Annotated in this window: 12 protein-coding genes; 2 read left to right on the top strand and 10 right to left on the bottom strand. The window is 34.1% G+C overall.

What is annotated here, in order from left to right:
• Nucleotides 1-123: 123 nt before the first annotated feature.
• On the bottom strand, nucleotides 124-360 hold the full coding sequence (locus Cyrtocomes_RS03265) for a transposase (protein ID WP_322497510.1): 237 nt from the start codon (nucleotides 358-360) through the stop codon (nucleotides 124-126).
• A gap of 48 nt (nucleotides 361-408) precedes the next feature.
• Here Cyrtocomes_RS03265 and Cyrtocomes_RS03270 point away from each other — a divergent pair, with 48 nt between their 5' ends.
• A complete protein-coding gene (locus tag Cyrtocomes_RS03270; RefSeq protein ID WP_322497775.1) occupies nucleotides 409-618 on the top strand; it encodes an SEL1-like repeat protein in 210 nt (69 codons plus the stop codon).
• A gap of 201 nt (nucleotides 619-819) precedes the next feature.
• Here the strand turns inward: Cyrtocomes_RS03270 and Cyrtocomes_RS03275 are convergent, their stop codons facing one another.
• From Cyrtocomes_RS03275 to Cyrtocomes_RS03290, 4 genes are all read right to left on the bottom strand, one after another.
• Nucleotides 820-2,094: a citrate synthase gene (locus tag Cyrtocomes_RS03275; protein ID WP_322497776.1), complete on the bottom strand. Its 1,275-nt coding sequence runs from the start codon at nucleotides 2,092-2,094 to the stop codon at nucleotides 820-822.
• A gap of 177 nt (nucleotides 2,095-2,271) precedes the next feature.
• Nucleotides 2,272-3,306, bottom strand: a complete 1,035-nt coding sequence (gene queA, locus Cyrtocomes_RS03280) for a tRNA preQ1(34) S-adenosylmethionine ribosyltransferase-isomerase QueA (RefSeq protein ID WP_322497777.1) — start codon at nucleotides 3,304-3,306, stop codon at nucleotides 2,272-2,274.
• Nucleotides 3,303-3,773 carry an RNA pyrophosphohydrolase gene (locus tag Cyrtocomes_RS03285; protein WP_322497778.1) on the bottom strand — a complete coding sequence of 157 codons (471 nt, stop codon included), beginning with the start codon at nucleotides 3,771-3,773 and terminating at the stop codon, nucleotides 3,303-3,305. Before Cyrtocomes_RS03285 ends, queA begins: the two co-directional genes overlap by 4 nt.
• 19 nt (nucleotides 3,774-3,792) lie before the next feature.
• Nucleotides 3,793-5,169 carry a penicillin-binding protein activator gene (locus Cyrtocomes_RS03290; RefSeq protein WP_322497779.1) on the bottom strand — a complete coding sequence of 459 codons (1,377 nt, stop codon included), beginning with the start codon at nucleotides 5,167-5,169 and terminating at the stop codon, nucleotides 3,793-3,795.
• Nucleotides 5,170-5,745: 576 nt separating this feature from the next.
• On the opposite strand from Cyrtocomes_RS03290, the gene Cyrtocomes_RS03295 reads away from it, so the two are divergent.
• Nucleotides 5,746-6,921 carry an FAD-dependent oxidoreductase gene (locus Cyrtocomes_RS03295; RefSeq protein ID WP_322497780.1) on the top strand — a complete coding sequence of 392 codons (1,176 nt, stop codon included), beginning with the start codon at nucleotides 5,746-5,748 and terminating at the stop codon, nucleotides 6,919-6,921.
• 535 nt (nucleotides 6,922-7,456) lie between these two features.
• Here Cyrtocomes_RS03295 and holA read toward each other — a convergent pair.
• From holA to Cyrtocomes_RS03320, 5 genes are all read right to left on the bottom strand, one after another.
• Entirely contained in the window at nucleotides 7,457-8,434 is a 978-nt protein-coding gene (holA, locus tag Cyrtocomes_RS03300; RefSeq protein WP_322497781.1) for a DNA polymerase III subunit delta, read from the bottom strand.
• A complete protein-coding gene (locus tag Cyrtocomes_RS03305; RefSeq protein ID WP_322497782.1) occupies nucleotides 8,415-9,647 on the bottom strand; it encodes an MFS transporter in 1,233 nt (410 codons plus the stop codon). The genes holA and Cyrtocomes_RS03305 overlap by 20 nt, the downstream gene beginning before the upstream one ends.
• 28 nt (nucleotides 9,648-9,675) lie before the next feature.
• Nucleotides 9,676-10,155, bottom strand: coding sequence for a transcription elongation factor GreA (gene greA / locus Cyrtocomes_RS03310; RefSeq protein WP_322497783.1), 480 nt, complete (start codon nucleotides 10,153-10,155; stop codon nucleotides 9,676-9,678).
• Between the two features lie 34 nt (nucleotides 10,156-10,189).
• Nucleotides 10,190-10,843, bottom strand: a complete 654-nt coding sequence (gene queC / locus Cyrtocomes_RS03315) for a 7-cyano-7-deazaguanine synthase QueC (protein WP_322497784.1) — start codon at nucleotides 10,841-10,843, stop codon at nucleotides 10,190-10,192.
• Nucleotides 10,844-10,943: 100 nt separating this feature from the next.
• On the bottom strand, nucleotides 10,944-11,495 hold the full coding sequence (locus Cyrtocomes_RS03320; protein WP_322497785.1) for an FHIPEP family type III secretion protein: 552 nt from the start codon (nucleotides 11,493-11,495) through the stop codon (nucleotides 10,944-10,946).
• Nucleotides 11,496-11,612 lie beyond the last annotated feature (117 nt).

Here is an 11,612-nt window from a genome sequence, read left to right on the forward strand (position 1 = left end):
CTCCTTTGGATCTTCCTAGCCCTTGCATACCAGTTTCGGTATTTTTTAAAGCATCAGCCGAATGCTGATGCGCTCTAATGATCGTAGAATCTATCATTAACCATTCATTATCACTATCCACGGCTAAGGTATCATTTGCCATATTCCAGCTTTAGCCCATCTAATAAATCTTTTATGAACTGTAGGCCATTTGCCATATTCCACAGGAAGCGCTCTCCATGGCCCACCAGTTCTGGCAACACACATCACTGCTCTTATAAATCCACGGTTATCGTATCCTCTACGTCCTCTATCTCCACTTTTCCCAGGTAAAATATCTTTAATAATTTCCCATTGATCATCCCTCAAGTCATATAACATTTTAGCCTCATAATGAGTTGCTAAAATAGCAGCACATAAAAATCTTAAATGTCGACACTACCTAGGAAAGATTTTGCAAAGGCCTTCTATTGGGCGCAAAAAGCAGCAGAAGAGAATGAGCCTTTTATATTGAGCATCATGTATTACAGAGGCGTAAGAACAGAGCATGGAAAACCACATTTATGGCTAAAGAGAGCGGCTGCATTAGGCCATAAAACCGCTATAAGGATGCTCGAAATTAGTAAATACGCACACTAATTCCCGAATATATTATAGCCAAGGCGGTATAATATGATTATGTAATGAGTCATTTTGCTGAACTTAACTCAATGATAATATTTTTAAAATTAGTCATTTATCATTTCTATTACGCTATATCTATATAACATAGCGTAATAAGAAGCTGAAACAATCTAAGAATAATTCAAGTAATTAGTTACAATATAACCAAATTAATTACTAATCCCTCTTATATATACCGGTAAACACCTGCCTTGGCCTACCTATTTTTTGATCAGGATCTTCTATCATTTCTTTCCATTGCGCAACCCAACCAGCAGTTCTTGCTACGGCAAACATCACTGTAAACATTGATGTTGGTATCCCAAGGGCCCTATAAACTATTCCTGAATAGAAATCTACATTAGGATATAATTTACGCTCTATAAAATACTCATCCTCTAAAGCAAGTTCCTGAAGTTTTAACGCTATATCTAATAAAGGATCATTGATATTAAGCTCATTAAGCAATCTCATACATGTTTCTCTTATAGAAACAGATCTTGGGTCATAATTTTTATAGATTCTATGACCAAATCCCATTAATCGGAATGGATCATCCTTATTTTTTGCTTTCTTTATATATTCAGGTATTCTAGATTCATGGCCAATCTCCTGCAGCATGTGTATTACAGCTTCGTTAGCCCCACCGTGTGCAGGACCCCATAATGATGAAATACCTGCTCCAACAACAGCAAATATATTTGCCCTAGTAGAACCAGCCAACCTAACAGTTGATGTAGATGCGTTTTGTTCATGATCCGCATGTAGTATTAACAATTCTTCAAGAGCACGAGCCTGATTAGGGCTTGCAACAAACTCATCCATAGGGGTAGAAAACATCATATGCAGAAAATTCTCTGCATAACCCATAGATTTAGATGGAAAAACAAATGGATATCCAACTGAATATTTATGGGCCATTGCTGCAAGAACCGGTATTTTTGCAATCAACATAATAGCAGCCTCGTTTCTCTCCTCTTCCAATTCAACGCTCGTTTTATCATGATAAAACGCAGAAAGCGACGCAGCTGCAGCAACCATAAGGGCCATAGGATGCGAATTCCTAGGAAAACCTCTATATAGAAGCTTAACCTGTTCATGCACCATGTAATGCCGCTTCACCTTTTCTACAAACAAAGACTTTTCAGCATCATTTGGAAGGTTACCATTTAACAATAAAAAACATATATCCATGAAATCATGGGATTTTACAAGGTATGATATATCGTATCCAGCATGCCGTAATATTCCTTTATCACCATCTATATATGTAATAGATGATTTACAAGCAGCTGTAGACATAAACCCAGGATCATAAGTAAGAACTCCAGAATTTTTATATAGATCCCTTATATCTATCGCTCTTGTTCCATCAGATCCCTGAACAACTGGAAGCTTTATATCATATTCAAGACCATCAATCTTTATATGCGCGTTTTCAGGATTTTTCATGGGAGTAATTTTCAATAACAGTGCAAAGGCTATATATGAGATTCTAAGCTCCACATAACAATTATGCAACAGGGACTTTAACCCACAAACAATACTATTATAAAAATAGAGAGAATAAGGAAATTTTATAAATTAAGAAATCAATGCTTAATTGCATAACAATAACTTACATAAAATTCACATCTTTCTTTCAAAGAAACATGCATCACCATATGAAAAGACTCTATATTTATTCTCAATTGCATACTTATATGCAGCTTGAATATTTTCCAAACCAGAAAATGCCGAAACTAACATAAAAAGTGTAGATTTCGGTAAGTGAAAATTTGTTACCATCATATCAACTATTTGGAATTTATACCCGGGCTTGATAAATATTGAGGTCATACCATCACACTTAATAATAGCGCCATATTCATGCATTATAGATTCTAAAACCCTCATACTAGTGGATCCTACAGAGATAATTCTACCATGATTGGCCTTAGCTTCATTTATTATTTGGGCCGCTTCTTCCGTACAAGAAAAATATTCTTCATGCATAATGTGCTCATCAATATTTTCAGATTTAACAGGAAGAAATGTACCAAGCCATACATGCAATGTAACAAATGCTAGCTTTACACCCTTAGATTCCAAACATGATATAATTTCCTCAGAAAAATGTAATCCAGCTGTAGGTGCTGCAAAAGAACCTTCATGCTCCGCATAAACAGTTTGATAATTATGTTTATCAGCAATAAATTGTTCAGCACGCTTTATATATGGAGGAAGCGGCATTTGACCTACAACATCTAATTTTTGAAAAAGCTCAAATTTACTAAGCTCAAAATCTATTTCTATGTAATTAGATTCTATATCTTTATAGTTTACATATGCATATAGATCATCTGAAAAAATGATCTTTTTTCCTACATTTAAATGCTTGCTTGGTCTTGCAAATATTTGCCACCTCCTTTCACCAACTTGCTTTACAATGTTAATATAGACCACCCTCTCCCCTACCCTTCCTATTAATGATGATGGTACCACTTTGCTATTATTCATAACAAGCACATCTCCTGGATGTATAAAATCTATAATTTGCCGAAAATTCTTATCTTGCAGATTACCCATAGCATCCATGTGTAGCATCCTTGCCTGACCACGCGGAAGAGGATGCTGGGCAACTAATTCTCTCGGTAAGTCAAAATCAAAATCCTTTAACTTCATGTATGAAGATATCTTTCTATAATTGGCGCAAACTCCAGGGATATGTTCTTATATACATCTTTTTTAAAGTGTATAGCAAAATTTTGCAATTCATGAATATCAATCCAACGCCAATCATTAAATTCAGGTTCTTTTGTATTTATATTGATTTCATTATCTTGCCCATAAAATGCTGCTAGAAACCATTTTTGTATTTGCCCAACATATTTACCATCCCATAAGCTTTTATGAAAAGGTATATCATATTTATGTATATAGCGGGATTCATATATGACATCAACACTTGTTATGCCAGTTTCTTCCTTTAACTCCCTAAGTGCTGCAATCTTAAAATCTTCTTCTTCATTAACACCACCCTGTGGTAATTGCCATGCAAAGCCCTCGGTATCTATTCTCTTACCTACAAAAACCATACCATGTTTATTAAATAATACCACACCGGAACAGTTTCTATATAACCCATCCATACTTACTTATGTATTAACTCTATTCATTATCTTGAAAAGAAGACTTTTCGTTATCTAACATTGATACCTTATCACCTGATTTTCTAAAAATAGAAAGTAGCCTCTCTATTGTACCATCCTTCCTAAATCTAAATACACCATTCATCCCCTCAAAACCAGCCTGATTATTTAATGCACCTGGATCAAAAGATACCTTACCATTTAAATCAATAGATAATGCCATCACAAGTGCCGCAGCATCATATACAAGATACGCAGCATCACTTGGCTCTGTATTATACCTAGATTTAAATCTATTCAAAAATTCATATCTTGCTGCTATAGGCACATCTGCAAAATACATCAATAATGTTGGTACATTATTGGGATAATTATGAAAACTACTACCACCCATAACAAACATTCTTTTTAGGTAATTTTCGACAGGCTTGAGATATGATGCATCGCTTGTATATTCATTAAGCAAGAAAGCTGATCTAAAGTAATCTGCCTTCGCTAAATCAGGCTTTATTTTTTGCACAGCACTTAGCATTGAATCTTGAGAACCAGGAGTATATCTTTCTACAAAAAGTTTATCTATATCACCAAATTTCTTATAGTTCTTAAGAAGCTCTAATATTTTTTCCCCATCCACATTGTTAGGTAATATGGTATATATATTATCATGAACGTTCTGGATCGCATATGATACGTCTCTCAATGCCTGATCAATGGTTGATATACCCATCATATATATATAATCTCTACCAACTAGATCCATACTATAGGTAAGTGGTAAAAATGGTATGGCATTTTTCTTTATACTAGGATACACTTTCTCTACTTCCTCTTTTGTATGTGGCCCAATAATAACAGAAATATCAGAGGTTATACCTGATAGTATGTTAGGCGAATTTATGTCTAGGAAAACGACGTTAATATTATCGTTACCTAATTTTTCATGTGCCACCTCTACAGATTTCATAACATCTTGACCAATTTTCAAATTTTGACCAGACATATAAGTTATCACAGCCACAGTTAGCTTGTCAGAGCTGGTAACTTTGCCGTAATTTCTGCTTTTTGTATTATTTGTCAGCTTTTCGAGAGATTTTTTAGCATCTTGGAACTCAGGTAATTCTTTGATATTAATATCTTCATACTTTGGCTTGGGTTGGAATTTTTTCTCTATCTGCTTTTGATTTTTGGGAACATTTGTTTTTTGTGTTTTATTAATACTCTTATTTTTAACAACTCCTTTCTTATCTTCTATCACACCCTTTCTTGCTAAGGCCACTTCACTTGTTCCAGGTATTAACACCTTCTGTTTTTTATCAGTGACTTTAATATCAGCCTTATCTAAAAAACACCCAGAAAGAAGACAAAACAAAAGTATACAAAGCGATACTCTGAACATCTAAACAATAAAAAAAGTTATCACTTGGATTAGAACATACAAAATAATTATTTTCAATAATACAATAACAAAAGACTAATTGCATAATCTCATATTAGACTTCTTGTAAAACTCATTCATCACAACTACACTGATAAATTGTAACTACCTAATTAAGGGCAAATCTTTTATCTTTATATATTTTTTAGCTATAACCTTGAAGTGTTTGAGCATACCGTTTTTATTAAGCACTCTTTTAACACTAACGGCTTGATTTTTTGTATCTCCCTTCGTCAATAGATATTTCTCACTCTTTTTCGGAAGCTCAGATTCACTATGCGGCTTTTATAGTAGATTTAAAGTATTTCGATAATATATTGCAATCAAAGCAAGAAGATTATCTATAATAATCTTAATTTCAGGATATGTGCTAATTTTGGATTCTTTAAATTAAATGCAATACTCAGGATTCTATGTGGAAGTTTAGAGATTGTGCATGACAATGCCAAAAATTCAAATTGTCACTTGCCAAAGCTCGATTAAAATATATATTTGTCAATATGTTATTGTATAAGCTTAATTGCGTCAATCTAGTATATGGGAAAATTAATGGTTGTAAAAAAAATCATTTTACTTGGTATTTCGGCCTTATTATCAATTACGCCTATCATAGCAGGCGCACAATTAATTGAGGTAAGAAAAATTACACCTCCAAAATTAGAATCTACTCATTTGGGGCAAAAAATACTATGTCATAGGCCAATGAGACATGGTTCTCCAAATATGATCGTTGAACAAAAGGATGGCAAAATAATCGTACATAACTATGGGCACGGTGGCAGTGGTTGGACCTTAGGCCCAGGCTCCGCTTCATATGTAAATAATTTACTTCTGAATTTTTCAGATGCTTCGGATTTAAAAAATGATACCCCAATTATAATCATTGGCGCAGGTGCTTTAGGTTTTTTTACAGCTTATGATCTAGTACAAAGAGGTTTTACAAATATAACCATCATAGCTGATAAATTCGATTCTCTTACATCACATAATGCCGGGGGATTACTCGCCCCAGTATCAATGGATAATGCGCCGGAAATGCAAAAAATCATCGATCAAATCGGTATCGATGCTTATAAGTTTTATGCAAGCATCGCGCAAAAAAAACATCAAGATTTCAAAGATGGGGCCGTAATCATACCAACATATTTTGAAAATCGAAATGATTCTGGATTAGAACCATATGTTGGAAAAGTGATGAAACCCGCAAAAGATGTAATACTGGATTTTGGCAATGGTACCACTAGAACGATGGTTTCTTATGATGATGGTATCTTTATCGATACTGCAAAAATGATGTCAGGTCTTCGTGAATATTTAGAAAAAAAGAAAATCAAATTTGTTCAGAAAAAAGTTCATTTATTTAGTGAGCTGGACAGCAAGTATATTATCAATTGCAGCGGACTTGGTTCTGGTGAACTTAATAAAGATGGAGGGGTTGCAGCAGTGCAAGGGCATTTAATTATGCTTAAGGACCAAAATCCTCGAGATTTACAGCATATGATTTTAGTCTATTTTAACGAAGGCAAAACAAAGTCTGGTCAAAAAGTAACACGCTCTTTTTATATTTTACCAAAACATTTACCAGATACAGGGGCTAATGATATAGGCGTTATTGGAGGTACATTTATTGAGGGGGCCACACCTGAAACACCTAATGAGGAAGAGTTCAATATTCTACTTGAAGGGGCAAAAAAGTTTTACGGCATTCAATAATAATATTCAGTGGCTAGCTATCATTTAACTAGCCACGTTGCCTCATTATCTTTTATACAAAAGCAGGCTATAGTGATTTTGAAGGCAGGGCTCAAAGAATTTGCGTTTAAAAACCCAGAGTTTATCATACGCTACTCAATATTCGTGAATCTTTGCCTGATTTTATAGATCACAATTCGTATTTAGCTGCTATTGCATCACAGCCCATACTGATCATACGAAAAACCTTAGACAATTTGCCGCTTGATGTGCATAAATGTTCATACAGCGAAGAGTGTAAAAAGAAAGGCAGTGCCAAATAAAAATTAATAAAGAAAGGTATAGTTATTTAAGTTGAATTAGCATAGCTAATAAGCTGTAATATAAGTATTATCAAGTATGCCACGTCAATAAAACGGCTATAAATATACATTTGATATGCAGGAACTTTGTAGAAAGTAATTACGTCAAAGTTAGTTTTTAAAGTGGAAGCCAAGATACTGATAGCTTATGAGATATCATTTTGATTATTCCTAGCACAGTTAACATGTACTCATTACATATAATAAAGCACGCATTGAAACGCAGCTTCACCATTTAGAATGCCTTGCTTAACTTTCTTTTCGATCATAAGCATATTTTCTAGTTTTAAATACAGAGATTTAGCAGTGGCATTACTTAATATAGTTAAAAATGTCTCTTTGTTTTTAAAAAACAACGGTGGATTAAGAGCGAGAGTAGCCTTATCTATATTTTGACCACTATTAACACATGCCTTGACCTTTATAAGCCTATTTAAGTAATAGCAAATAGCTCTAAGTACCTGAATTATATCTGTAGTATTTCTTATATAAGACATAGCATTATAATCTTTTATGCAAAATAACTCACCAATCTTAAAAAAATCTACACCTTTATCGTGTATATATAACCTTTCTATATCAGAGATAGATACTTCCTTTAACTGAGGCAATAATAGAATTTTTTCTAACTCTTGGTTTATATTAAGAAGATTACTACCTAATATAGAGGCAAGATATGGTGGCAAATCCCTTTTAAAGGCCATACCCCTTTCTTGGAGATATTTTTTTATATATTGCTCAATCTCAAAGGGCTGAGCTTCATAGCACGGCACAACCTTAGCATTTTTTGTTTCAGATATGCATTTTACTATAGCTGAATTTTTCTTAAGTTCTCCACCTATAAATAAAAGCATAACTTGATCCATTTTCTGCATATTTTTTATAAATAGGCTCAGCTCTTTATTTATACCCTCTGAGCACTCATGGACCAAAATGATCTTTTTTTGTACAAATAAAGACCTCTCTCTAATCATATCTCCAAGCACACTAGGATTCACATCAGAATATTTAATACTCGATATACAATCAGCTACATTAAATGGATTTGAAAAATACTTTGAAACTTTATTAGCAAATAAGGAGACCATACCCTCATCTTTACCATATATGAGCACTATATGAAAATTAGATGCTATGGTTTTTGAATCTTGCTCAATGTTTATTATTTGCATCTTTCATGAAAAGTGAAAAAATCAAACAAATAACCATAACCAAAATCATCGATGTTAATGCAAAGACGAAATTACCCTCTGAATAGCTTCTATTTCCATGTAAATTTAACGAGCCGGCCCATACAAAATCTAATGTAATACCTATAATCTGCTGCAATATACCACTTCCTGCCATATTTAATGTATTAACAACACCAGATATAACGCCGGATGTTCTAACATTTGAACTAGAGAGAGCGAAAGTAAAACATAACATCTCCCCACCACAAAAAAAGCCAAGAAGAATTATAATAATATATAACAATACAGATGGATAAATAAGGTTTGTATAAATAAGTACACCAAATAAGATTGTAATGATTAAAATACTTATTCTTATACCAAACGCTATTCTCCCCAACCTCTCAAATATATACGGCACTACCGCACTTCCAAATATCATCCCAATATAGAGAAGCGCATTGATCCGTGCCGCAATACTTTTTGTCACATTAAATTTTGTTTGTAAAAAATGAATTCCCCATAAGTCTCCAAGAACAGCCACTGGCACATAAAGACCTATAGCAATAATTGAAGGTATAAGTATCTTTCGACTTATACATAACTTAAATACATCTTTTGCTTCTATAGAAACAGACTGCTTCTCATTAGGCTTGATTAAAATAAAGCTCACTATAAAAATAACCACCCCTACTACTGTAAGCGTATACCAAACATCCTTTGGATGGTACTTATCAATTACTAGTGCTATTATATTACTTGAAATAACAGCACCAAGCACGCCAATAGAAACTGTAGAGCCAAAAAATATCGCTCTTTTCCCTTCCTGAAAATTATCAGATATTACCTTCAACCCAGAAGTGAGCGCACATGCAGATCCAACCCCTTCAATAAACCTTGCTATTTGTATTATAACAAAACTATCAGAGATAGCAGATATAAAAGTACCAACTACACAGATCAAAATAGATATAAGAACTACTTTGCGGACTCCAAATTTATCCATCATAATGCCAACAGGAATCTGCATTATCGCATAACCTATTAAATATAGAGACCCAAGAGTTGCAAACTTATCAGCATTTATACCAAATTGCTCAGTAATATCGCCAAACATGCTACTAGGCGCTGCCCTGACTATATATTGATAAAAGTAGAATACAGTTATAGCAAGCCACGCAATAAGACCACTATTCTTATTAGCCTTTATCATGATTTTTCATTATTTGAATCTAGACTAACTATACATAGCTTACAGACTCTATATAATAAGAAATTATAGAACCTGCCGCCGCTACCTCTACAGTCTCTCCAACCTTCTTTCCTATAATGGCCTTAGCAAGTGGAGATGTATGTGATATAAAACTTGATTCAATATCAGCTTCATACTCACTTACTATAGCAAAATGTACTTTTTTCTCCGATTCTTCATCAAACAACTCAACTGTTGCACCAAACTTAACAGTATCTCCAGAAAGCTCTTTTGGATCAATAACTAAAGCACAACCCACCATCCACTCTAATTTCTTTATCTTAGCTTCTATAAAACCCTGTTTTTCTAGCGCAGCATGATACTCAGCATTCTCTGATAAATCTCCATGCGCTCTTGCTTCGGAAATTTCAACTATGACTGATGGCCTCTCAACCGTTTTTAACTGCTCCAGCTCCTTAGCAGCCCTTTCATACCCAGAAGGGGTAATAGGGTATCTATCTTGTGACATATCTATCTATTAAAATACATATTATATACTTAGCTCACATAAGACCAATGGATTCAAATCCTTGCCTTCTCAACATACATGAATCGCAATCTCCACACGGCAACCCGCTATCTAATGGATCATAGCATGAAAAGGTAATAGTATAATCAACACCAAGGCCTACTCCCAGCTTTATTATTTCAGATTTACTCATGTTTATCAAAGGGGCATCTATTCTTATTTTACACCCAGTAGCAATATCAGCTAACTTTTGAAAATACTCTATATATCTAGGCCTGCAATCAGGGTAGTTACTATAATCAACAGCATTACACCCAATAAATACATGAGAAGCCCCAACACACTCTGCATATCCAAGGGCATAAGAAATAAAAATCGTATTTCGCATTGGTACATATGTTGACGGTATATCATTACCTAAATTGGATGGATTCCTACCCTTAGGAACCTCACACATACCTGTTAATGCAGACCCCTTAAACCCCTCAGGATCCAGGCGCAATATCTTATGCTCTACTACATTAGCACTCCTATCTACAATTTTTTTTGCAAAATCCAATTCTATTCTATGCCTTTGCCCATAATCAAAGCTAATACAGAAGCAAGAAAATCCAGAGCAAACTGCAATACCAAGTACGGTTGCAGAATCCAAACCACCGCTTAACAAAATAATAGCTTTTTTGCTCATTGTATCAAGACAAGTAAAGTGCAATTATAATTATAATAATCAAGCTTTACAAGAGAGCTTAACTAAAAGCCCTCTAATAAAAATAATCTATATATAATACCTACATATCACCCAATATTCTAATTTTCGCCTTGGTATGAATCTCATTTTGCGACATCACCGAAACACTCGGCCTTATTCTTTCCACCACTGACCTTATAAAAGGCCGCACTTTTGCAGAAGTAAGAAGTACTACAGATTCTCCTTCAAATGCAAATCTATCAACGATTTTATTAAAATCTGATGCAAAGCTCTGTAATTTAGAAGGTGGTATAACTAATTGATAACTATCCTCATCTTTCCCATGTATAAAATCTGAAAATTCCTGCTCCCAACTTTTAGATAACATCACAATAGGTATATATCCCTTCTCACTAGTATTGGCATGACAAATCTGTTTCGCAAGTCGCAATCTAACCTGCTCTGTTAGTCTACGTATATTTGTTGTAATATCTACAAACTCTGCAATACCCTCCAATATACCAGATATATCCCTTATTGATATTGATTCAGATAATAAAACCTGCAGTATTCTTTGGAATACTATCACGGAGATTTTTGAAGGGATAATCTCAGAAGCCATCTTTTTTTGATCATCTTGTAATGAATCTATTAGGCACTGTTAACAAAGGTTGTATTTAATAGATGCTAAAGCTATAAAGGCAAGGAAAGAGAGATCGGATTTCTCAAATCGTAATGCTAAGCGTCGATTTTCTTTGAGTTTAGCGAA

Source organism: Candidatus Cyrtobacter comes (genome assembly GCF_034470605.1).
Classification (GTDB): Bacteria; Pseudomonadota; Alphaproteobacteria; order Rickettsiales; family Midichloriaceae; genus Cyrtobacter; species Cyrtobacter comes.

Coding starts and splice junctions, on each gene's coding strand:
- Cyrtocomes_RS03265 (WP_322497510.1), bottom strand. CDS start 360: ATGTTATATGACTTGAGGGATGATCAATGGGAAATTATTAAAGATATT.
- Cyrtocomes_RS03270 (WP_322497775.1), top strand. CDS start 409: ATGTCGACACTACCTAGGAAAGATTTTGCAAAGGCCTTCTATTGGGCG.
- Cyrtocomes_RS03275 (WP_322497776.1), bottom strand. CDS start 2,094: ATGAAAAATCCTGAAAACGCGCATATAAAGATTGATGGTCTTGAATAT.
- queA (WP_322497777.1), bottom strand. CDS start 3,306: ATGAAGTTAAAGGATTTTGATTTTGACTTACCGAGAGAATTAGTTGCC.
- Cyrtocomes_RS03285 (WP_322497778.1), bottom strand. CDS start 3,773: ATGGATGGGTTATATAGAAACTGTTCCGGTGTGGTATTATTTAATAAA.
- Cyrtocomes_RS03290 (WP_322497779.1), bottom strand. CDS start 5,169: ATGTTCAGAGTATCGCTTTGTATACTTTTGTTTTGTCTTCTTTCTGGG.
- Cyrtocomes_RS03295 (WP_322497780.1), top strand. CDS start 5,746: ATGGGAAAATTAATGGTTGTAAAAAAAATCATTTTACTTGGTATTTCG.
- holA (WP_322497781.1), bottom strand. CDS start 8,434: ATGCAAATAATAAACATTGAGCAAGATTCAAAAACCATAGCATCTAAT.
- Cyrtocomes_RS03305 (WP_322497782.1), bottom strand. CDS start 9,647: ATGATAAAGGCTAATAAGAATAGTGGTCTTATTGCGTGGCTTGCTATA.
- greA (WP_322497783.1), bottom strand. CDS start 10,155: ATGTCACAAGATAGATACCCTATTACCCCTTCTGGGTATGAAAGGGCT.
- queC (WP_322497784.1), bottom strand. CDS start 10,843: ATGAGCAAAAAAGCTATTATTTTGTTAAGCGGTGGTTTGGATTCTGCA.